The organism is Microbacterium sp. ZW T2_14 (assembly GCF_044987405.1).
GTDB lineage: Bacteria > Actinomycetota > Actinomycetes > Actinomycetales > Microbacteriaceae > Microbacterium.
Genome location: NZ_JBJDRK010000017.1, coordinates 43,256 through 64,835 on the forward strand (window position 1 = coordinate 43,256; position 21,580 = coordinate 64,835).

Below are 21,580 nucleotides of genomic sequence, written 5' to 3' on the forward strand. Positions count from 1 at the left end.
GGCGCCCTCTTCGTCGTGTGTGCGACGCGGCCGCTCAGGGCGCGAGCGCGGAGAGGTAGTCCAGCGAGCCGTCGAGGACGGGTACGGAAACCAGCGTGCCTTCGGCATCGCCCGACTGGAAGAACGTCGTGATGTCGGTGCCGGGCAGCGCGTCGAGGTCTTCGACCAGCAGCGGCTCGTCCTCGTCGGAGCCGAGGCTGACCGTCGAGTTCGCGGGTACCCGGACCTCGAGGGCGGGGCCGCCCTCGCCGAACTCGACGTTGAGGGTGTGCGAATCTTCGGTGCGGTTGATGATCGCGGCGACGAAGTTGCCCTCCGAGCCGTCCTCGTTCGCCACGATGAGGGCGTTGCGCACCTCGAGCGGACCCGAGCCGTGGACGTTGGTGCCCTCTGCCGCCGAGTAGGGGAGCGTCGTCGCCTGAGGCGAGATCATGCTGCAGCCGGTCGCGGTCAGGGCGAGCGCTCCGCCGACGGCCAGCGAGGCGATCAGCCGGCGGCTGCGGGTGCCCAGTGCCGCCGCGGATCGTCCGCGCGCAGAACCGCTGTGGCGGTGTATCGAGATCACGGATCCTCCTAGACGGATGACGGTTCTCCAGCATTCTAGGGGCTCCTCGCCGACCGCACCGAGCGGCGCGGTGGCCGATGCCCGGCGGGGGATGCATCGCCGCTCGGCGGGAGGGGCGGAGAACCTTAGCGTATTTCTCCTGTGGTATCCTGGAGGTTGCCGAAAGGACATAACTCCATGCTTTTTGAGGTTGGCGAGACGGTCGTTTACCCCCATCACGGTGCGGCAACGATCATCGAGGTCAAAGACCGGATCATCAAGGGCGAGACGAAGAAGTACTTGAAGCTCAACGTCACGCAGGGTGATCTCATCATCGAAGTCCCCGCAGAGAATGTCGACCTGGTCGGCGTCCGAGATGTGATCGGCAAGGAGGGTCTCGACAAGGTCTTCGAGGTGCTGCGTGCTCCCTTCACGGAGGAGCCGACCAACTGGTCGCGCCGCTACAAGGCCAACCTCGAGAAGCTCGCCTCCGGCGACGTCATCAAGGTCAGCGAGGTCGTGCGCGACCTCTGGCGCCGCGACCAGGATCGCGGCCTGTCGGCCGGAGAGAAGCGCATGCTCGCGAAGGCGAAGCAGATCCTGATCTCGGAGCTGGCCCTCGCGGAGAAGACCGACGAGGAGAAGGCCAGCGTCCTCCTCGACGAGGTCCTCGCAAGCTGAGACTCCCAGAACGGCGCCCTACGGGGCGCCGTTCTGCTGTGTCCGCCGTCTCGCCGGTGATCGCGTGCGCAGCGCTCGAAGCCGATCGCGCTAGCGTGAACGGGTGAGTATCACCCCTGTCCCGCGCATCGGCGTCGTCGTCGTCGCGGCTGGTTCGGGCACCCGGCTGGCAGCCGGCGCGCCGAAGGCATTCGTCGGCATCGACGGCACCAGCATCCTGCATCACGCGCTGGCCGGTGTGTTCGCCGCACCGCCCGCCCAGGTCGTCATCGTCGCCCCGGCAGGGCGTGAGGGGGACGCTCTGAGCGAAGCCCTCGCGACCGCGGGCGACCGACGGGACCTCGTGTCGGTGGTCGTCGGCGGGGAGACCCGTCAGGCCTCCGTCGCCGCCGGACTGGATGCGCTCTGGGCCGACGTCGAGATCGTCCTCGTGCACGACGCGGCGCGGGCACTGACCCCGCCCGAGGTGTTCGAGCGCGTGATCGGCGCCATCGCCGCGGGGGCTCCCGGTGCGATCCCGGTGCTTCCGGTCATCGACACCATCAAGCGCGTCGTGGCCGACGAGATCGTCGCCGTGGTCGACCGCGCCGAACTCGCGGCCGCGCAGACGCCGCAGGGATTCCGCCGTGACGTGCTGGACGAGGCATATGCCTCGGCCCGCGCCGAGTTCACCGATGACGCGGCCCTGGTCGCCGAGGCCGGTCATGCCGTCGCGGCCGTGCCGGGGCATCCGCTCGCCTTCAAGATCACGACCGCGGCCGACCTCGACCGCGCCCGCCACCACCTGCTCGCTGCCCCGGCCCCGCACGGCGTCGCGCACCTCGACAACCCGCATCCGATCCCTCGCGTGGGCGTCGGCACAGACGTGCATGCCTTCGGCGGCGACGGCACGCTGTGGCTCGCTGGTCTCGAATGGCCCGGCGAAGCGCCGCTGTCGGGGCATTCCGATGGGGATGCCGTCGCCCACGCCATCGTCGACGCGCTGCTCTCCGCCGCCGGACTGGGCGACATCGGCACGCATTTCGGCACAGACCACCCTGAGTATGCGGGAGCGCACGCGGACGTGTTCCTCAGCCGTACGGTCGCTCTCCTGGGTGAGGCGGGGTGGCGCGTGGGGAACGTGTCGGTCCAGGTGCAGGCGAACCGCCCCCGATTCTCGGGGCGCCGTGCCGAAGCCGAGCGGGCACTGTCGGCCGCACTCGGGGGAGCGCCGGTGTCGGTCTCGGCGACGACGACCGACGGCCTCGGGTTCACCGGGCGGACGGAAGGGGTATCGGTGTTCGCCGTCGCCCTCGTGGTCCCCGCCTGACGGGAGGAGTGCCCGGCGTGGTCAGAGCGCGCGCGTCATGAAGATCGAGAACGGATCGAGCGCGTAGCCCTCGAACGGACCGCAGGTCGTGAAGCCCTCGCTCTCGTAGAGCCGCTGCGCCGGCGCGAAGTCGGCGGTCGCTCCGGTCTCGAGCCACAGGCTCGCCATGCCCCGCCGTCGTGCCTCGTCCATGATGTGACGGAGCATCGCGCGCCCGACGCCGCTGCCACGGAACCGGTCGTCGACGCGCATCGACTTGATCTCGCCGCGATCGGCATCGATCGCTTTGAGTGCCCCGACACCCGCGAGCTCGCCGTCCACCCACGCCGACCACACCGAGAGCGACGGATGCCGCAGCGCGTCGATGTCGAGCGCATGCACGCTCTCCGCGGGCGAGGTCTCGTGCATCCCCGCCAAGTGGAAGGCGACGAGGCGCCGTGTGGCCTCGCCGGTCAGGTCGTCCGTGCGGATCTCGATGGTGCGCTGCATGTCGCGCCCAGTGTGCCACGCCGCTGTTGCCGTCGTGTTTCGAGCCGTCCGCGCCCTCACGCCTCGACAGCGAACGGCGCGGGGTCGCGCGGCGTGCGCGATCCCCAGGCCAGCAGAGCCAGCCCCGCCGCGAGCACGAACAGACCGAGGATGGCCAGCGCTGAGAGCCGTTCCCCGAGCACGACGATCCCGAGCACGCTCGCGGTGAGCGGTTCGCCCAGAGTGAGGGTGGCCGCGGTGGCGGCGGTCAGGCCGCTGAGACCCCACGTGAACAGCACGTAGGCGAGTGAGATGGTGGCGAACCCGAGCCACAGCGCCATCGCCACGCCCGTCGGCGTACCGAGCCAGGTGAGGTCGACGAACGGCACGGCGCACGCGCAGATGATCGCCGAACTCGCGCCCATGGCCCCCACGACCGTGAACGGGTCCCAGCCGTCGTCGAGCAGCCGCCGCTGCGCGTTGGCGATCACCGCGAACGAGGCACCGGCGCCGACGGAGCCGAGGAGCCCGACGGGATCCGTCCCTCCCGCGGCGCCCGCTTCGCCGCCGAAACCCAGCAGCACGACGCCGATCGTCGCGAGCGCCGTCGCACCCATCCACGTGGGTGTCGGCATCCGTCGCGTGAGCGCCCATTCGAGCAGACCCGCCAGGATCGGCGCCGACCCCAGCGCGACGACGGTGCCGACGGCGACCCCGTTGCGCGTGGTGCCGAGGAAGAACAGCGGCTGGTAGACCGAGATGCAGACGCCGGTGAGCACCATGAGGGCGAGCGGGCGGATGCCGCCCCTCGAGAGGCTCAGCGACCCGAGGCTCTTGACAGCGGCCTCCGGGCGTCGGCGCGCGTGTCGGGCGGCGAGCGCGAACGCGATGACGGCGAGACCCGCGCCGCCGATGACCATGCGCACGACACCGACCGACAGCGGCGTCGTGCCATCGGGCCCGAGCGCCTGGGACGTGCCGGTGGTGCCGAACAGCAGCGCGGCGGCGAGGACGGCGAGCACATGCACCCTCCGTTTATATCCGCTTCGTCGCGCTCCGACGGACATGCCCCTACCGGTCTCTCAGGAGTCGCCGCGGGACCCGCCGGTAGGCTGGTCCGGTGACGGTTCAGTTGTATGACACCAAGGCGCAGGCCCTGCGCGACTTCGTGCCCCTCGACCCCGGAAACGTCACGATCTACGTCTGCGGTCCGACCGTGCAGTCCGGTCCGCACATCGGGCACCTCCGCGGCGCGCTGAGCTTCGACATCCTGCGGCGATGGCTCGCCCACCGCTACGGCCGCGTCACCTTCGTCCGCAACGTCACCGACATCGACGACAAGGTGCTCGCGAACGCGAGCGACGGCGAGCCGTGGTGGGCGCTCGCCTACCGCATGGAGCTCGAGTTCACGCGCGCGTACACCGCCATCGGCATCCTTCCGCCCACGTACGAACCGCGGGCGACCGCATCCATCCCGCAGATGCAGGAGCTGATCGCGCGCTTGATCGAGGCGGGACACGCGTACGCCGCTCCGTCCACCGGCGCCGAGGCCGTCGACGCCGCGGGCGACGTCTACTTCGACGTGCGGTCGTGGGAGTCCTACGGCTCGCTCACCCGCCAGAGCCTGGACGCGATGGAGCCCGCGGCGGACGCGGACCCGCGCGGCAAGCGCGACCCCCGCGATTTCGCCCTGTGGAAAGGCACGAAGGCCGACGAGCCGGCCTCGGCGACGTGGGACTCCCCATGGGGCGCGGGACGCCCGGGCTGGCATATCGAATGCTCCGCGATGGCGCGGCGCTACCTCGGCAGCGAGTTCGACATCCACGGCGGCGGGCTCGACCTGCGCTTCCCCCACCACGAGAACGAGCTGGCCCAGTCGACGGCCGCCGGCGACGGCTTCGCCCGCTACTGGGTGCACAACGGCCTCGTGACCGTCGGTGCGCAGAAGATGTCGAAGTCGCTGTTCAACTTCGTCCTCGCCGAGGACGTCCTGCGTCAGCGCGATCCGCTGGTCGTGCGCTACGCGCTCGCCGCGGCGCACTACCGCTCGAACCTCGACATCACCGGCTCGACGTTCGACGAGGCGGAGGCGGCGCTCGACCGCATCCGCACCTTCCTCGAGCGCGCCATCAGGACGCTTCGCGGCACCGAGGACGTGCGCGTGGATGCCGCGGTCCCCGCGGCCTTCGCGGCGGCCCTCGACGACGACCTCGGGGTGCCCCAGGCGCTCGCCGTCCTTCATGAGGCCGTGCGCGAAGGCAACTCCGCGCTGGACGCCGGCGACCGCGATGCCGCGCTGCGGGCGTTCGCCGACGTCGCCGTGATGACCGGAGTGCTCGGCATCGACCCCCTCGACCCCCACTGGCGCTCCACGGATGCCTCGGCCGAGGCATCCGCGCTCGACGCGCTGGTGCAGACGATGATCGCTCAGCGCGCCGACGCGCGAGCGGCCAAGGACTGGGCGACCGCCGACCGGATCCGCGACGCGATCGCGGCGGCCGGCATCGCCCTCGAAGACGGACCCGACGGGACGCATTGGAGTGTCGCCGACACACCTCGTCCTGCGGAGAGCAACTGACGGGGCGGCGCCCCGCATGAAGGAGAACTGATGGCCAAGGCAGGACGCCCCGGCGCGAGCAAGGGCAACAAGAAGGGTCCCACGAAGGGGACCGGCGGCAAGAACAAGCGGTCGCTGGCCGGCCGCGGACCGACCCCCAAGGCGGAGGACCGGGCCTGGCACCCGGCCGGCAAGCGCAAGGCGGCCGCCGAGCGCTATGCGGCCGCGGGCGGCAAGGCCCAGCCCGGTCAGTCGGCACCGCGTTCGCCGCGCCCCGGCAAGAAGGATGACGACACCGAGACCGTCACCGGTCGCAACTCCGTGCTGGAGGCGCTGCGCGCGAAGATCCCGGCTACCGCGTTCTACATCGCGCAGCGCGTCGAGATGGACGACCGCGTGAAGGAGATGCTCTCGATCGCCACTCATCGCGAGATCCCCGTGCTCGAGGTCACGCGGCCGGAGCTCGACCGCATGGCGGGCTTCGACGGTGTGCACCAGGGCGTCGCCCTCAAGGTGCCTCCGTACGAGTACGCACACCCGCAGGACCTGCTGGAGCAGGTGATCGAGAAGGGCCAGACGCCCCTGTTCGTCGCGCTCGACGGCATCACCGATCCCCGCAACCTCGGCGCGATCCTCCGGTCGACAGCGGCGTTCGGCGGCCAGGCCGTCATCGTGCCGCAGCGCCGCTCGGCGAGCGTGAACTCGGCGGCCTGGAAGACCAGCGCCGGCGCGGCGGCGCGCATCCCGGTCGCGCTCGCCTCGAACCTCACCGCGATGCTCAAGGACTTCAAGAAGCAGGGCGTGTTCGTCCTGGGCCTCGACGGCGGAGGAGAGGTCTCCCTTCCGGCGCTCCAGCTCGCCGACAAGCCGGTCGTCATCGTCGTCGGCTCGGAGGGCAAGGGCCTCTCACGTCTCGTCACCGAGACCTGCGACCAGATCGTCTCGATCCCGATCTCGTCGAGCACCGAGTCGCTCAACGCGGGCATCGCGGCATCCGTCGCCCTCTATCAGGTCGCGACTCTCCGCACGGCACCGCCCGCCTGAGTCGCCGTATGACGCATTCAGGGGAATGAACCGTCGCGTCGCGGCCTTGTCTCACCCAGAGCCGGCGAGCGTCCGGCGGTACGACAGATCGAAAGGCACACCATGGCACGCATCGCCGTCATCGGAGGCTCCGGCTATGCCGGTCGTCACATCGTCGCCGAGGCGGTGAATCGCGGCCACAGCGTTCTCGCGATCGCGCGCCGCGTTCCCAGCGAGCGCCAGCCCGGCGCCGTGTACATCGAGGGGTCGCTGACCGACGTTCCCGACCTGCTCGCGCAGCTCGAGGGCGTCGACGTCGTGGTCTCTGCGGTGGCGCCACGCGGCGACATGCTGGGCCTCGTGCGCCCGAACATCGCCGCGCTCGCGTCGCTTCTGCCCGACGGCGTGCGCTTGGGGGTCATCGGCGGCGCCGGCGGCAGCCTGGTGACCGACGACGGGCAGCGGGTCGTCGACCTGCCGTCGTTCAGCGAGGACTACAAGCCGGAAGCCCTCGAGGCCATCGGCATCCTGGAAGACCTGCAGGCCGGGCCGGAGTCGCTCGACTGGTTCTACATCCACCCCGCCGGCGGATTCGGCGCGTTCAACCCGGGCGAGCGCACGGGTTCGTACCGCACCGGCGGCGACGTCATCGTGACCGATGCCGAGGGCGAGTCCTACATCTCGGGCGAGGACCTCGCGGTCGCCATCGTCGATGAGATCGAGAACCCTCAGCACCCCCGCAAGCGCTTCACCGTGGGTTACTGACCCCGGGATCACGAGAGGGTATGTCTCCGCACACCTGGTGCGCGGGAACATACCCTTTCGCGCTTCCTGGCGGCGCAGAGCCCGCGGTCGCCCGACCGCGTGGCAGCTAGACCAGGTCTCGCCAGTCGATCTCGTCCTCGTCGTCGATCACGGCGTTCGGGGACGTGATGATCGACAGCGACACGGTCTCCGTCGGCGGACCCATCAGCGTCGCCTCGTCGCGGCGGTGACGGAGCACGTTGTCGATGTAGCTGGTGAGCGACTCGGCGAGCGGCACCGATTTGCCCTTCGCCTGAGACAGGTACCACCGGTGCTCGAGCAGCTGGTGGAAGACCTCGGCGGGCTCCAGCTTGGATCGCAGGTCCCAGGGGATCGCCTTGACGACCGGCTCGAACACCCGCGTGAGCCACTCGTGCGCGACCATCTCCTCGTCGTCGCCCAGCCGAGAGATGCGCGCGCGGAACTCGTCGAGGTCGTTGAGCAGGCGCCGTGCCTGGTTCTCCTCGACGTCGAGGCCCGTCAGACGCAGCAGCCGTCGCTGGTGGTGTCCGGCGTCGACGACCTTCGGCTGGATCGAGACCCGGGTGCCGTCGGTGGTCGCCTGGATCGACATCTCGCCGATGTCGAACCCGAGGTCGTTGAGCCGCTGGACGCGCTCGGTGAGGCGCCATGCCTCGTCTGAGCCGAAGCTCTCCTCGTCGGTGAGCGCCGCCCACAGGGCGTGGTACGCCGACACGATCCCGTCCGCGACGGCGACGGCGTCGACGCCGCCCTCCAGGCGCCCGCCGGCCTCGAGGTCCATGATCTCGCCGGCGATGTTGGTGCGGGCGACGTCCAGATCGTGCGCGCGCTGGCCGGGCGTCAGGCCGCTCTCGTGAAGCTCGCCGGTCTCGGCGTCGACGAGGTAGGCGGCGAAGGCGCCGGCATCCCGGCGGAAGAGCGTGTTCGACAGGGACACGTCGCCCCAGAAGAATCCGACGTTGTGCAGTCTGACCAGCAGCAGGGCGAGCGCATCCACCAGGCGGGTGGCCGTGTCGGGCCGGAGCACCTGCGTGAACAGGGCGCGGTAGGGGAGGGAGAACTTCAGGTGCGCGGTCACCAGCGCGGCGGGGAGCGGCTCGCCCGCGGCATCCGTCCGTCCGGCGATCACCGCGACGCGCTCGACGCAGGGGACGTCCAGACGCGCGAGATTGCCGAGCATGTCGTACTCGCGCTGCGCCATCGCCTGCGTCGTCTCCTTGATGGCGACCACGCGGCCCGAGAGGTTGGCGAAGCGCACCAGGTGGCGGGAGATGCCCTTGGGGAGGAAGACGATGTTCTGCGACGGCCAGTCCCCGAGCGGGGTCGACCAGGGCAGTGTCAGCAGCCCCGGGTCGACGCTGCTGGCGGTGATGCTCAGGGCGTCAGGCACGTCCCCTCCTGAAAAGACAGCGACGGCGCGGGGGAATCACTCCCACCCGCGCCGTCGCGATGCGAAACGGTTTACGCCGCGGCGATCGCCCTGTCGGTGAGGCGCTCGCCCGACTCGATGTCGAACACGTGGACGTGGCCGGGGACCGGAGCCAGCGCGACCTTGTCGCCCGCGATCGGGTGACGGCGGCCGTCGACGCGCGCGACGATGTCGGTGCGCTTGCCGTTGACGTCGGTGTGGCCGTACAGGTAGCCGTCGGCGCCGAGCTCCTCGACGAGGTCGACCGTGACCGTGAGGCCCTTGCCGTCCGCGGGGGCGACCTGGATGTCCTCGGGGCGGACGCCGATCGTGACGTCGGTGCCGTGCGCCTTGCCGAGCGTGTCGGCCTCGATGCCCACGACGGTGTCGCCGAACTGGACGCCGCCCTCGGCGAGGTGCGCCGGGAACAGGTTCATGGCGGGCGAGCCGATGAAGCCGGCGACGAACACGTTGTTCGGCTTCTCGTACAGGTCGCGCGGGGTGCCGACCTGCTGCAGGAGGCCGTCCTTGAGGACCGCGATGCGGTCGCCCATGGTGAGGGCCTCGGTCTGGTCGTGGGTGACGTAGACGGTGGTGACGCCCAGGCGGCGCTGCAGCGACGCGATCTGGGTGCGGGTCTGCACGCGGAGCTTGGCGTCGAGGTTCGACAGCGGCTCGTCCATGAGGAACACCTGCGGCTGGCGGACGATCGCGCGGCCCATGGCGACGCGCTGACGCTGACCACCCGAGAGCGCCTTCGGCTTGCGGGTCAGGTACTCCTCGAGGTCGAGCAGCTTCGCGGCCTCGAGGACGCGAGCGGCGCGCTCCTCCTTGCCAACACCGGCGATCTTGAGCGCGAAGCCCATGTTCTCGGCGACGGTCATGTGCGGGTACAGCGCGTAGTTCTGGAAGACCATCGCGATGTCGCGGTCCTTCGGGGGGACGTCGGTGACGTCGCGGTCGCCGATCAGGATGCGGCCCGAGTTGACCTCTTCGAGGCCCGCGAGCATGCGCAGCGACGTGGACTTTCCGCAGCCCGAGGGGCCGACGAGGACCAGGAACTCGCCATCGGCGACCTCGAGGTTGAGCTTGTCCACAGCGGGGCGCGTGCCCCCGGGGTACAGGCGAGTTGCGTTGTCGAACGTGACAGACGCCATGTTCTCTTCTCCTTCACCGGCAGGTACGTGCCGGACGATCCGTAGTGATGGAATGAGCGGGGGCTCTCCCGCACGCCCGTCATCGGGCGCACGAACAGTATGACACGGCGCGCACGGAGGTTGCGTCTGGGCATTTCCCAGGGTGGCTGACTAGCATCGTGGACGGCCGCTTTCCCGTTCGGTCCCGCCGGAATCCGGCAGATTTTCCCGCCCCGAGAGGTCCCATGTCGAGCGACGAGTCACAGAACGCCGCGTCCAGCGAGCGCCGCGACGCCGTGCGTGAGAAGGCGCAGCAGGTCAAGGCGCGGCAGTCGCGGGCGCGCCTCATCCGGCGCACGTCCCTCGCCGTCGTCGCCGTCGCGTTCGTCGCCGTCATCGCCATCGTCGTGACGTGGACCGTGTCCTCGAGCGCTTCCAAGCCGATGATGAGCCCTGCGAACGTCGTCGACGACGGCTTCGTGGTGAGCGATGTCACCGGCGGGGGAGTCGGTGCCGAGGAATCCGACGCGGACGGCCAGCTCGATGGCGAGCCTGCCGCCCCGAGCCCCACGGCCGAACCGGAGCCGACGCCGACCGCCAGCCCCACCGAGGCGCCGGCCGTCGACATCCGTGTCTACGTCGACTATCTCTCGACCGGTTCGCGTGATTTCCAGCTCGCCAACATGAAGCAGCTCTCGGAGTGGGTGGACGACGGCGCCGCGACCCTGACGTACTACCCGGTCGCGATGCTCACGGCGAAGTCGAACGGCACGAAGTACTCGCTCCGCGCCGCCGGCGCAGCGGCGTGCGTCGCCCAGAACGCGCCCGACTACTTCTTCGCATTCAACGACGCGCTGCTGCGCCAGCAGCCCGAGGTCGACTCCGACGGCTACAGCGACAGCGAGCTCGCCGCCATGGCGATCGCCACGGGACTCGACGGACCCAAGGTCGTGCGCGCGTGCATCGAAGAGCAGTCGTACGCCTCATGGGCGAAGACGGCGACCGAGCGTGCGCTGCAGGAGCTGCCCGGCACCGACGGCGCGGCCCTCACCGGCACGCCGATGGTTCTCGTGAACGGCACGCAGTACGTGGGCAAGCTCGGCGACGCGAAGGAGTTCGCGCAGTTCGTCCTCACGGTCGCGAGCGACGCCTACTACAAGGCGACGCCGACACCGACCCCCACGCCGACGACCGCGCCCTGATCGGGTGCCCGCACGGGCGCCGCTAGACTGGGCGCTCTGCCGACTTGGCGCAATTGGTAGCGCACCTAACTTGTAATTAGGGGGTTACGGGTTCAAGTCCCGTAGTCGGCTCCAGATCACCCGCGGCGCTCGGTGCAGCGGCGGCGGCAGACCTCGCTCCGTCATCGACGGGACCGCCGGGCAGGCAAGATGGATCGGGTGACCGCATTCCGCCCGCCCGTCTGGATCGGCCTGGGCGGTGCCGCTCTCATCGGCGTGCTGACCGCGGTGCAGGCGCGCATCAACGGCCAGCTCGGCCTGCGCATCGGAGACGGGTTCGCCGCCGCCGTGATCTCGTTCGGCTCGGGCCTCATCGTGCTCATCGTCCTGTCCGCGGCCCTTCCGCAGGGCCGGCGGGGCGCGCGTGCGCTGATCACCGGCGTGCGCGGGGGCGGCATCCCGATCTGGATGCTGTGCGGCGGCGTCGCCGGTGCCCTCTCGGTCGCCACCCAGTCGCTGGCGGTGGGCATCATCGGCGTCGCACTGTTCACGGTGGGCGTGGTGGCCGGGCAGACCGTGAGCGGACTGCTCCTCGACCGCGCAGGCATCGGACCGGCCGGCATCGTGGCGGTGACGCCCGCCCGGTTGGTCGGCGGGGCCTTGGCGGTGCTCGCGGCCGCGGTGTCGCTCGCCGGGGGCATTCACGCCCCGCCGGTGCTCGTCGTGCTGCCCTTCCTCGTCGGCGCCGGCATCGCGTGGCAGTCGGCTGTCAACGGTCGGCTGCGGCAGCGCGTGGGCACGCCGCTGACGGCGACGCTCGTGAACTTCATCGGCGGCACCGCCGTGCTGGGCGCCGCCGAGCTCATCCATACCGCCGTCGCCGGTCCCCCCGCGTCCTACCCGCCGGACCCGTGGCTGTACCTGGGCGGCGTGATCGGGGTCGCGTACATCTTCCTCGCGGCGGCGCTCGTGCCCTACACCGGGGTGCTGCTGCTGGGCCTCGGCACCGTCGTCGGGCAGGTGGTCACGTCGGTGCTGATCGACGCGATCTGGCCGGCCGCGGCCGCTCCGACGCTCGCGGCGTCGCTGCTCATGTCGACTCTCGCGATCCTCTCGGTCGTCGTCGCGGTGGTGCCCTGGAGACGGATGCCGCGACCTCGGCGCTGACGTCGCACCCGGGTCCGCTCGGCCGCGGCATGACGGTGCCCGTCCGGGCGAGGGTCGCGAGCGCACCCCGGCTCGTCCGCCCATTCCGGCGAGAAGGTGATGGAATGGAAGGCGGCGCGACCATCGGCCCACCAGGCCGTCATGTCGCACGACCGCATCGCGGTCCGCGTGGACACCCCCGGCGGACCCGACAAGACGTCCCCGGCTGGAGACTCCCCACCGTCACCCGCGGCGCCCCCACGCGGCCGGGCGGCCCTGCGGTCGGAGCCGCGTCAGACCTGAAGTCCGGAAGAAGAGTGAGATGTCGGCAGATCCCTATGGCAACGGCGCAGAGGTCCTCGATCCCGAGGAAGACCTGCGCACGCTGAGCTCGACCCGTCAGCTGCGCCACCGCGCCGTCGATCCGTCGATCGCGCGTTCCTGGCTGCTGGTGCCCGGCACGCGTCCCGAGTCCTTCGAAGACATGGCGGCCTCTCGCGCCGACGCCGTCGTGCTCGACATCGAGGACGCCGTGGACCCGCGCAACAAGCCGCAGGCGCGGCAGGACGTCGTCGACTGGCTGGCCGGCGGCGGCCGGGCGTGGGTGCGGGTGAACGATGCGGCGAGCCCGTTCTGGGCCGACGACCTGGCCGCGCTCGTCGGTGTTCCGGGCCTCCTGGGCATCATGCTGGCCAAGACGGAGTCGCCCGACCAGGTCACGAGCTCGTTCGACCGTCTGCGTGCCAGCGTGCCGGTGGTGGCCCTGATCGAGTCGGCGCTCGGCATGGAGGACGCCGCCCACATCGCGCGGGCGCGCGGCGCCTTCCGGCTCGCGTTCGGCAGTGGCGACTTCCGTCGCGACACCGGCATGAGTGCGGATGCCGAGGCGATGGCCTACCCCCGGGCGCGCCTGGTCGTCGCCAGCCGCGTGGGCGACCTTCCCGGCCCGATCGACGGACCGACGGTGGGCAACAGCATGCCGACCCTGCGCGAGCACTCGGCGATCACCGTCTCGATGGGCATGACCGGCAAGCTCTGTCTCGCGGCGGAGCAGGCGCCGGTGATCAACGAGGTGATCTGCCCCGCCCCCAGCGAGGTCGAGTGGGCGCTGGACTTCCTGACAGATTTCGAGAGCCGCGGTCGCGTCATCCGCGACGGCAGCGACTTGCCCCGGCTGGGCCGGGCGCAGAAGATCGAGAAGCTGGCCATCGCCTTCGGGGTGCACCCCACCTCGTGAGCGATGCCGCACCGCCGAACGTCGAAGGGACGCATGACATGGCTGAATCCATCCGCTTGCACGAAGGCGACGCGAATCCCGGTTTCGCGCTTCCCGATGCCACGGGCGCCGTGGTGCGGCCGGAGGACTTCGCCGGCCGCCGCCTGATCGTTTACTTCTACCCGGCCGCGTTCACGCCGGGCTGCACGACCGAGGCGTGTGACTTCCGTGACAATCTCGCCTCGCTGCAGGCGGCCGGCGCTGCCGTGGTCGGCATCTCGCCGGACTCGGTGGAGCGTCTCGCCGAGTGGGCCGAAGCGGAGCAGCTGCAGTTCCCGCTGCTGTCCGACGAGGACCACTCCGTCGCGGAGGCGTGGGGCGCGTGGGGCACGAAGGTCGTCAACGGCCAGGAGCGTGTGGGCCTGATCCGCTCGACCTTCGTGCTGTCCGGTGACGGGTCCATCGAGTCGGCCGAGTACGGTGTCGACCCGAAGGGGCACGTCGACCGCCTCCGCGCACAGCTCGCCGCCTGACATTTTCGGGCGGCCGCCCGCCGTCCGCGGGCGCCGCACCGCTCGTGGCGTCCGCGGACGCCACGAGGCGCGGCATCCCTTCGTGTCCCTCGCTCTCGACGGCCGCACCGCATCGGCGTGGCCGAGCGGTGCCGAGGCTCAGGGCATGCGGGTGAGCAGCGCGCCGGCGTCGACAGCCTTGCGACGCTCGGGCCGCGAGCGCGCCGGCTTGCCGCCGACGTAGAGCCAGCCGAGGAGCTCCTCGTTCTTCTTGAGGCCGTGCGCCTTCGCGACGGCCTTCGCCCGGGTGTAGTGGCCGGTGCGCCAGATGACGCCCCAGCCGGCCTCGTCGAGCAGGAGACTCAGCACGTGCGCGACGCCGGAGGCGACGGCCTCCTGCTCCCACCGCGGCACCTTGTGGCTCTTGCGGTAGCTGGCGACGACGGCGATCAGCAGCGGCGCGCGCAGCGGCTTCGAGGAGGCGCCCTTTTCGCCATCGGCCTTGTTGATCGCGCGGCCGAGCCGGTCGCGATCGTCGCCGCGCAGCTCGATGAGCCGCCAGGGCCGCAGTGACGAGTGATCGGCGACCCTGCCGGCCGCCGCCACGATCTGCAGCAGCTCGTCATGCGTCGGCGCCTCGTCGGTCACCTTCGACCACGACCGTCGCGCAAGCGCGGCCTGCAGAGCTCCGGGCATCAGGCGGTGGCCGTGTCGTCGCCGGGCGTGAACTGCAGCGAGAGCGAGTTCATGCAGTAGCGGTCGCCCGTCGGGGTGCCGAAGCCGTCGGGGAACACGTGGCCCAGGTGCGAGCCGCAGTTCGCGCAGCGCACCTCGGTGCGGACCATCCCGTGACTGTTGTCTTCGATCAGCTCGACCGCCTCCGGGCGGATGGACTCGTAGAAGCTCGGCCACCCGCAGTGCGAGTCGAACTTGGTGCCGCTCTGGAACAGCTCGGCGCCGCATGCCGCACAGGTGTACAGCCCGGCGCGGCTCTCGTCGAGCAGCTCGCCGGTCCACGGCCGCTCGGTGCCCGCTTCCCGCAGCACCGCGTACTGCTCGGCGGTCAGGTCTTCGCGCCACTGGGCGTCGCTCTTGTCGACGGCGTAGGTCATGGTTCCTCCTCGACACGGCGTCCGGCCGTGCACTGCAGGTTCCATTCAACCTCAGCCGCCGGGGTGGCGGGCCGCGGGCGCCGGGGTTGGGGCGCGGCATGAGCCTCGGGGGCGTGTCGCCTGCGCCCCGGACGTTCACGGGGCGCCCCGACCGAGGGCGGGGCGCGTGCGAGAGGATGGCGGGATGACGGAGGACCCGGATGCCGCGACCGTCGCCGTCGTGGAGCGGTACGAGCGATTCGCCAGGGACGAGGCGCCGGGGCGGTCGGCCCTCTACGCCGACTGGGCCGCGGGAGTCGCCGCCGATCCCGGGCTCGCCGCGATCCTCGCGCGCATTCCCGCGACGCATCGCCAGCCGCCGCTCGTCTTCGCCGTGACCCGCATGCTCGGGGCGCCGGAAGAGGCGTTCCCCGTCTGGGCCGCGTGGCTGCGGGCGCATGCCGACGAGGCCGTGGCCGAGGCATCCGTCCGCAGCCTGCAGACCAACGAGCCGCAGCGGTGCGCGGTGCTGCTGCCGGCGCTGGCCACCGTGCCGGGACCGATCGCGCTGCTCGAGGTGGGTGCGAGTGCGGGCCTCTGCCTGTATCCCGACCGCTACTCCTACCGCTACCGCACCGACGACGGCCTCCACGCGCTGGATCCGCCGGACGGAGTGTCGACCGTCGTGCTGGACTGCGATGTCACGGGTGACCCGCCCCTGCGCGTGCCGCAGGTGGTGTGGCGAGCCGGGATCGACCTCCATCCGCTCGACGCCGCCGACGCCGGCGACCGCCGCTTCCTCACGAGCCTGGTGTGGCCGGGGGAGTCGGGGCGTGCCGAGCGGATCGGTGCGGCCCTCGACATCGTCGCCGCAGAGCCGCCGCTGCTCATGGCCGGCGATGCCTCCGACACCGATGTGCTGCACGCCGCTGTCGCGCGAGCCCCGGCGGGCGCGACGCTCGTCGTGACGACTCCCGGGGTGCTCCCGCACATCCCGCTGGCGGGGCGCGAACGGCTGCTGGACGCCGTGTCGGCGCTCGGATCCCAACGGCGAGCGGTGTGGATCACGATCGACCCGCCCACGCTGCACGAGCGGTGGCGACCGCCCGTCGACCCCGGCACGTGGGGCGGCTTCGTGCTCGGCCGCGACGGGCAGCCGCTTGCCGCGGTGGATCCGCTGGGCGCGTTCGCGCACTGGCGCGCGTCGCGCCAGGGCGGGACGGATGCCGCGGGCTAGCGTGGACGCGTGCCTCTGACCGACCGCGATCGCGCCCTCCTCGACTTCGAGGTCGAGTGGCGCCGGCACGCGGGGGCCAAGGAGGAGGCGATCCGGGCAGAGCTCGGCATCTCGCCGGCGCGCTACTACCAGCTGCTCGGGCGGCTGATCGACACCACCGAGGCCCAGGAGCACGACCCGATGCTCGTGAAGCGGCTGCGGCGGCTGCGCGACGCACGGGTGCACGAGCGCGCCGCACGCGCCGCCGATGCGCGCTGACGGCCTCCCGCGCCGGTTGCGGCGGGACGGGCTGTCGCGCGCGGGACGCCCAGCCTTCGCCGGGTAGCATCGACGGGTGCCGACCACCAGCTACCCTCGGGATCGCTTCGACGATGTGCCGGAGACGGACCGCGTCGGCGCTCACCGGGCGGAGAACCCGCGCATGCGCGGCTGGGTCGTGCTGCTGTGGGCGGCGCTGGCGACCGTCGTGCTCATCGTCATCGGCATCTTCGGCACGCTGCTCGCCTCGGGCCGCATCGACTTGGTCCCGACACCCACTCCCACCGTCGCGCCGGCGCCCGAGGTCACTCCCGTCATCGACATGAACTACGACGTCATGATCCTCAATGCCACGCCCGAGCAGGGACTGGCCACGCAGATGAAGGACGTGGTCACCGGCGCGGGCTGGGCCGATGACAAGGTCACCGCGGGCGAGGCCGGCTCGCAGGACTTCCCCACGACCACCGTCTTCTACGTCGACCCGGCGGACGAAGCTGCGGCGGCGGGACTCGCCGGGGTCATCGGCGGCGCCGCGATCGAGCAGAGCGAGGCCTATCCGGCGACGTCGCCCGACGTGCCCCAGCTGACCGTCGTGATCGGTCTCGATCGCACCGCGGCCGGGCAGGCTCCGACTCCCACCCCGTGACCTCGGATCGGGCTGTGTTTCGCGCCGGTAAACACTTGTGTTCCTGCGTGTCAACAAGTGACGAATCGCGTCGAGGCCGTGTTTTCGCCTGCATACGATGAAGCCCTGCACCGCCGGCTACAGGAGATTCGCATGACCCAGGGCACCGTCAAATGGTTCAACGCCGAGAAGGGATTCGGCTTCATCACCGTCACGGACGGCCAGGACGTCTTCGTCCACTACTCCAACATCGACATGACGGGCTTCCGCGTGCTCGAAGAGGGCCAGACCGTGGAGTTCGAGGTGGGATCCGGCCAGAAGGGCCCCCAGGCGGAGGCCGTGCGCGTCGTCTGAACGACTGTCACAGCGCTCTGCGCTGAACCCGACGAGGAGACGGGATGCCGCGAGGCATCCCGTCTCCTCGTGTTTCAGCATCCGTCATCGCGGCTTGCACTCGATAGGGTCGAGTGCCAGAATGATTTAGCACTCGTGATTGTTGAGTGCTAATACCCAGAGCCAACGTTCCGGAGGGACGACACACACATGGCAAAGATCATCGCTTTCGACGAGGAGGCCCGCCGTGGCCTCGAGCGCGGCCTCAACATCCTGGCCGACGCCGTCAAGGTGACGCTCGGCCCGCGCGGTCGCAACGTCGTGCTTGAGAAGAAGTGGGGCGCCCCCACGATCACGAACGACGGTGTCTCCATCGCCAAGGAGATCGAACTCGACGACCCGTACGAGAAGATCGGCGCGGAGCTCGTCAAGGAGGTCGCCAAGAAGACCGACGACGTCGCCGGTGACGGCACGACCACCGCGACGGTGCTCGCTCAGGCGCTCGTGCGCGAGGGCCTGCGCAACGTCGCGGCCGGCGCCGACCCGATCTCCCTCAAGAAGGGCATCGAGAAGGCCGTCGCCGCCATCACCGCCGAGCTTCTCGCGTCCGCCAAGGAGGTCGAGTCCAAGGAGCAGATCGCTGCCACGGCTTCGATCTCTGCCGCTGACCCCGAGATCGGCGCGCTGATCGCCGAGGCCATCGACAAGGTGGGCAAGGAAGGCGTCGTCACCGTCGAGGAGTCGCAGACGTTCGGCACCGAGCTCGAGCTCACCGAGGGCATGCGGTTCGACAAGGGTTACATCAACCCCTACTTCGTCACCGACCCCGAGCGCCAGGAAGCCGTCTTCGAAGACGCCTACGTCCTCATCGCGAACCAGAAGATCTCCAACATCAAGGACCTTCTGCCGATCGTCGACAAGGTGATCCAGGACGGCAAGGAGCTCGTCATCATCGCCGAGGACGTGGACGGCGAGGCTCTCGCGACCCTCGTGCTCAACAAGATCCGCGGCATCTTCAAGTCGGTCGCCGTCAAGGCTCCCGGCTTCGGCGACCGTCGCAAGGCGCAGCTGCAGGACATCGCGATCCTCACCGGCGGCCAGGTCATCACCGAGGAGGTCGGTCTCAAGCTCGAGAACGCCACCCTCGACCTGCTCGGCCGCGCGCGCAAGGTCATCGTCACGAAGGACGAGACCACGATCGTCGAGGGTGCGGGCGACGCCGCGCAGATCGAGGGTCGCGTGACCCAGATCCGCCGCGAGATCGACAACACCGACAGCGACTACGACCGCGAGAAGCTCCAGGAGCGCCTCGCCAAGCTCGCCGGTGGCGTCGCCGTCATCAAGGCGGGCGCGGCCACCGAGGTCGAGCTGAAGGAGCGCAAGCACCGCATCGAGGACGCCGTGCGCAACGCGAAGGCGGCCGTCGAGGAGGGCATCGTCGCCGGTGGTGGCGTCGCGCTCATCCAGTCGGGTCGCAAGGCTCTCGACGCGCTCGAGCTCACGGGTGACGAGGCGACCGGTGCCAACATCGTGCGCGTCGCGATCGAGGCTCCGCTGAAGCAGATCGCTCTCAACGCCGGTCTCGAGCCGGGCGTCGTGGCGAACAAGGTCTCCGAGCTCCCGCTCGGCCACGGCCTCAACGCCGCCACGGGCGAGTACGGCGACCTGTTCGCACAGGGCATCATCGACCCCGCCAAGGTGACCCGTTCGGCGCTGCAGAACGCCGCGTCGATCGCCGGCCTCTTCCTCACGACCGAGGCCGTCGTCGCCGACAAGCCGGAGAAGGTCTCGGCTCCCGCCGGCGACCCGACCGGTGGCATGGACTTCTGATCCAGCCCATCGCGTAACGCGTTCACAGAACGGCCCCTCCTCGCCGAGGGGCCGTTCTGCGTCTCTGCCGACAGGGTCAGCGGAAGAGGCTCGTCGTGGCCAGCTCGGTGTCGGCGTACTGCCGGCCGGCGGCGGCGAGCGACGCGTTGATGCTCGCGAGCGACTCCTCGACCTGACGCTGCGTGGCGCGCCACTGCTCGACGACGCCGGCGAACGCCACCGCAGCCGATCCGGTCCACGACGACTGCAGCTGGGTCAGCTGTGCGAGCATCGCGTTCGACTCCGCCTGCAGCCGGTCGATCGTGCCGCGCACGGTGGCGGTCGAGGTGAGGATGCTGTCGCTGTCGACGGTGAAGACGGCCATTATGGGCTCCTGATCAACGTGCGGAGGCCGGATGCCGAACCGCGGTGACCGCAACGCTAGGCGCCCGCACGGCGCGGGGAGCGGCATCCGTCGTCATCTGTGGACGATGGACACGCGGCGCCGGCTGGGGAGGAGCGGTCCCATCCCGACCTGCCCCAAGGGGGAGCGTCTACTCGAGGGGGCTGTCCACACGCCGCATCGGCTGCGTCGGAATGTCGACGTGCTCCACGGCTGCGCGGGCGTCGGCCAGGGGGAACGCCACGCGGAACGTCGCACCTCCGCCGGGGGTGTCGACGACGTCGACCGACCCGTGCAGCGCCTCGACGATGGACGCCACGATCGACAGTCCGAGGCCGGATCCACCCGTCTCGCGCGTGCGCGAGGTGTCGGCACGCCAGAAGCGCTGGAAGATCTTGTCCTTGATCTGATCGGGCACGCCCTCGCCGTGATCGGCGATCTCGATCCATCCCATGCGGGTGCGGGCATCGACACCGACGCGCAGTTCGATGGGCGAGTCCTCGGCGGTGAAGCGTCGCGCGTTGCCGAGCAGGTTGGCGACGACCTGCCGGATGCGGTTCTCGTCGCCGAGCACCACCGGTTCGAGCTCGTCGGCCGACGGGGCCCCGTCGGCCTCGGGGAGGAGCGGGGATGCCGCCGTCTGCGCGGCGCCCGTCGACGGCAGAGGCTTGGGCCGCCTCCGCAGCAGCGACAGCGTCGCCCCGGCGCGGGAGATGGCCGACGGGCTCCCCGCTCGCCGCTTGTCGTCGGAGGTGGCCGTGGACTCGGTCACGACTGCTTCCGCGGCGTCTTCGAGCGTGGTGTCGATGACGGTGACGGGGCGTGCCGGCGCGGCCGCCCGCACGTCGAGGGCGGCGTCGCGCGCGACCGGGCGAAGATCGACCGGTCCGATGACGACGTCGCGACGCTCGTCGAGGCGTGCCAGCGCGAGCAGATCCTCGACGAGGAGGCCCATGCGGATGGCCTCCTTCTCGATGCGCTCCATCGACTGGGCGATGTCCTCGTCGCCGCGCACGGCGCCCATGCGGTACAGCTCGGCGTAGCCCCGTACGGTGACCAGCGGCGTGCGCAGTTCATGGCTGGCGTCGCCGATGAACCGCCGCATCTGCCGCAGGGTGGCATCGCGCTGGGTGAGGGCGGCGTCGACGCGGTCGAGCATCGCGTTGATCGCGGTCTTCAGGCGTCCGACCTCGGTCGTCGTCGGCTCGATGTCGGTCATGCGCAGGCTGAAATCGCCGGCCGCGATCGCGTCGGCGGTGGATTCGACCTGGCCGAGGCTGCGGAAGGTGAGCGTGACGAGGTAGCGCGTGGCGACGGCGCCGCCCACGAGGATCAACAGGGCCAGGATGCTGTAAATGCCGATGTACGAGGCGATGGTGCGGTTCACCGTGGCGAGGGGGACGGCGACCATCTGGGTGTAGAAGAGCCCGGAGTTGCCCAGTTCCTGCACCGTGACGGTCGCTCGGAACTCGGCGTCGCCGTCGACCGAGGGGAGCGTGACGATGTCGAGTTCCCGTGGTACGGCGTGGTCGAGCGGGTAGGAATCCGGGAACGCCGGCTCGGGGCCACCTCGTCCGCCCGCGGTGGCGACGAGGTCGCCGTTCTCAGGCTCGTACACGGCCACGAAGTAGTCGGTCGTGGGCGCGTTGTCGAGCGGCTCGACGGTGAGCTTGCCGTCCTCGGCGCTCAACTCGAGCAGGGGGCTGGCAGCATCCGTCCGTGCAAGAGCATCGACCTGCGTGTCGACGCCGTCGATGAGCGAGTTGCGCAGGAACGCCGCCGTGCCCACACCGGCGGCGATGAGACCGATCGCCAGGAGCGCGACAGTGACCCCGGTGACCTTGGCACGCAGACTCG

Annotated in this window: 23 protein-coding genes and 1 tRNA gene; 15 read left to right on the plus strand and 9 right to left on the minus strand. The window is 70.6% G+C overall.

Annotated elements, in window-relative coordinates; genetic code table 11:
* Positions 1–34: 34 nt before the first annotated feature.
* Positions 35–565, minus strand: a complete 531-nt coding sequence (locus ACI3KY_RS08065; RefSeq protein ID WP_404929660.1) for a DNA modification methylase — start codon at positions 563–565, stop codon at positions 35–37.
* A 177-nt stretch (positions 566–742) separates the two neighbouring features.
* Between ACI3KY_RS08065 and ACI3KY_RS08070 the strand changes: the two genes are divergently transcribed.
* Together ACI3KY_RS08070 and ispD are read left to right on the plus strand one after the other, a co-directional pair.
* On the plus strand, positions 743–1,225 hold the full coding sequence (locus ACI3KY_RS08070; RefSeq protein WP_045298114.1) for a CarD family transcriptional regulator: 483 nt from the start codon (positions 743–745) through the stop codon (positions 1,223–1,225).
* A 103-nt stretch (positions 1,226–1,328) separates the two neighbouring features.
* Positions 1,329–2,534 (plus strand): 2-C-methyl-D-erythritol 4-phosphate cytidylyltransferase, encoded by a 1,206-nt coding sequence (gene ispD, locus ACI3KY_RS08075; protein ID WP_404929661.1) that lies wholly within the window; start codon positions 1,329–1,331, stop codon positions 2,532–2,534.
* Positions 2,535–2,555: 21 nt separating this feature from the next.
* On the opposite strand, the gene ACI3KY_RS08080 is transcribed toward ispD, so the two are convergent.
* Together ACI3KY_RS08080 and ACI3KY_RS08085 are read right to left on the minus strand one after the other, a co-directional pair.
* Positions 2,556–3,023 carry a GNAT family N-acetyltransferase gene (locus ACI3KY_RS08080; RefSeq protein ID WP_404929662.1) on the minus strand — a complete coding sequence of 156 codons (468 nt, stop codon included), beginning with the start codon at positions 3,021–3,023 and terminating at the stop codon, positions 2,556–2,558.
* Between the two features lie 56 nt (positions 3,024–3,079).
* On the minus strand, positions 3,080–4,030 hold the full coding sequence (locus tag ACI3KY_RS08085) for a DMT family transporter (RefSeq protein ID WP_404929663.1): 951 nt from the start codon (positions 4,028–4,030) through the stop codon (positions 3,080–3,082).
* A 92-nt stretch (positions 4,031–4,122) separates the two neighbouring features.
* Between ACI3KY_RS08085 and cysS the strand changes: the two genes are divergently transcribed.
* The 3 genes from cysS to ACI3KY_RS08100 all read left to right on the plus strand — a co-directional run bounded on the left by cysS (position 4,123) and on the right by ACI3KY_RS08100 (position 7,347).
* Positions 4,123–5,580, plus strand: coding sequence for a cysteine--tRNA ligase (gene cysS, locus ACI3KY_RS08090; protein WP_404929664.1), 1,458 nt, complete (start codon positions 4,123–4,125; stop codon positions 5,578–5,580).
* A 30-nt stretch (positions 5,581–5,610) separates the two neighbouring features.
* The gene (rlmB, locus tag ACI3KY_RS08095) at positions 5,611–6,603 is read left to right on the plus strand and encodes a 23S rRNA (guanosine(2251)-2'-O)-methyltransferase RlmB (protein ID WP_194413369.1); all 993 of its coding nucleotides are present in this window, start codon (positions 5,611–5,613) and stop codon (positions 6,601–6,603) included.
* 102 nt (positions 6,604–6,705) lie between these two features.
* Complete coding sequence (locus tag ACI3KY_RS08100; RefSeq protein ID WP_404929665.1) at positions 6,706–7,347, plus strand: NAD(P)-dependent oxidoreductase; 642 nt, start codon at positions 6,706–6,708, stop codon at positions 7,345–7,347.
* 106 nt (positions 7,348–7,453) lie between these two features.
* On the opposite strand, the gene ACI3KY_RS08105 is transcribed toward ACI3KY_RS08100, so the two are convergent.
* Positions 7,454–8,758, minus strand: a complete 1,305-nt coding sequence (locus ACI3KY_RS08105; protein ID WP_404929666.1) for a DUF4032 domain-containing protein — start codon at positions 8,756–8,758, stop codon at positions 7,454–7,456.
* A 71-nt stretch (positions 8,759–8,829) separates the two neighbouring features.
* Entirely contained in the window at positions 8,830–9,933 is a 1,104-nt protein-coding gene (locus tag ACI3KY_RS08110) for an ABC transporter ATP-binding protein (protein WP_194413372.1), read from the minus strand.
* Between the two features lie 224 nt (positions 9,934–10,157).
* On the opposite strand from ACI3KY_RS08110, the gene ACI3KY_RS08115 reads away from it, so the two are divergent.
* The 5 genes from ACI3KY_RS08115 to bcp all read left to right on the plus strand — a co-directional run bounded on the left by ACI3KY_RS08115 (position 10,158) and on the right by bcp (position 13,988).
* Positions 10,158–11,114 (plus strand): DsbA family protein, encoded by a 957-nt coding sequence (locus ACI3KY_RS08115; protein ID WP_404929667.1) that lies wholly within the window; start codon positions 10,158–10,160, stop codon positions 11,112–11,114.
* 38 nt (positions 11,115–11,152) lie between these two features.
* Positions 11,153–11,228, plus strand: a tRNA-Thr gene (locus tag ACI3KY_RS08120).
* Between the two features lie 75 nt (positions 11,229–11,303).
* A complete protein-coding gene (locus ACI3KY_RS08125) occupies positions 11,304–12,260 on the plus strand; it encodes a DMT family transporter (protein ID WP_404929668.1) in 957 nt (318 codons plus the stop codon).
* A 301-nt stretch (positions 12,261–12,561) separates the two neighbouring features.
* Positions 12,562–13,476 carry an HpcH/HpaI aldolase/citrate lyase family protein gene (locus ACI3KY_RS08130; RefSeq protein WP_404929669.1) on the plus strand — a complete coding sequence of 305 codons (915 nt, stop codon included), beginning with the start codon at positions 12,562–12,564 and terminating at the stop codon, positions 13,474–13,476.
* A gap of 38 nt (positions 13,477–13,514) precedes the next feature.
* On the plus strand, positions 13,515–13,988 hold the full coding sequence (gene bcp / locus ACI3KY_RS08135) for a thioredoxin-dependent thiol peroxidase (protein WP_404929670.1): 474 nt from the start codon (positions 13,515–13,517) through the stop codon (positions 13,986–13,988).
* A gap of 138 nt (positions 13,989–14,126) precedes the next feature.
* Here the strand turns inward: bcp and ACI3KY_RS08140 are convergent, their stop codons facing one another.
* Complete coding sequence (locus tag ACI3KY_RS08140) at positions 14,127–14,663, minus strand: nitroreductase family protein (protein WP_404929671.1); 537 nt, start codon at positions 14,661–14,663, stop codon at positions 14,127–14,129.
* A complete protein-coding gene (gene msrB, locus ACI3KY_RS08145) occupies positions 14,663–15,079 on the minus strand; it encodes a peptide-methionine (R)-S-oxide reductase MsrB (protein WP_404929672.1) in 417 nt (138 codons plus the stop codon). The genes ACI3KY_RS08140 and msrB overlap by 1 nt, the downstream gene beginning before the upstream one ends.
* A gap of 184 nt (positions 15,080–15,263) precedes the next feature.
* Between msrB and ACI3KY_RS08150 the strand changes: the two genes are divergently transcribed.
* From ACI3KY_RS08150 to groL, 5 genes are all read left to right on the plus strand, one after another.
* Entirely contained in the window at positions 15,264–16,295 is a 1,032-nt protein-coding gene (locus ACI3KY_RS08150) for a DUF2332 family protein (protein ID WP_404929673.1), read from the plus strand.
* Between the two features lie 9 nt (positions 16,296–16,304).
* Entirely contained in the window at positions 16,305–16,553 is a 249-nt protein-coding gene (locus ACI3KY_RS08155) for a DUF3263 domain-containing protein (RefSeq protein ID WP_194413380.1), read from the plus strand.
* Positions 16,554–16,629: 76 nt separating this feature from the next.
* Entirely contained in the window at positions 16,630–17,199 is a 570-nt protein-coding gene (locus tag ACI3KY_RS08160; RefSeq protein WP_404929674.1) for a LytR C-terminal domain-containing protein, read from the plus strand.
* Between the two features lie 132 nt (positions 17,200–17,331).
* Entirely contained in the window at positions 17,332–17,532 is a 201-nt protein-coding gene (locus ACI3KY_RS08165) for a cold-shock protein (protein ID WP_194413382.1), read from the plus strand.
* A 189-nt stretch (positions 17,533–17,721) separates the two neighbouring features.
* Positions 17,722–19,341 (plus strand): chaperonin GroEL, encoded by a 1,620-nt coding sequence (groL, locus tag ACI3KY_RS08170; protein WP_194413383.1) that lies wholly within the window; start codon positions 17,722–17,724, stop codon positions 19,339–19,341.
* A 76-nt stretch (positions 19,342–19,417) separates the two neighbouring features.
* Here the strand turns inward: groL and ACI3KY_RS08175 are convergent, their stop codons facing one another.
* On the minus strand, positions 19,418–19,705 hold the full coding sequence (locus ACI3KY_RS08175) for a WXG100 family type VII secretion target (protein ID WP_404929675.1): 288 nt from the start codon (positions 19,703–19,705) through the stop codon (positions 19,418–19,420).
* Between the two features lie 169 nt (positions 19,706–19,874).
* A complete protein-coding gene (locus ACI3KY_RS08180; protein ID WP_404929676.1) occupies positions 19,875–21,512 on the minus strand; it encodes a sensor histidine kinase in 1,638 nt (545 codons plus the stop codon).
* Positions 21,513–21,580 lie beyond the last annotated feature (68 nt).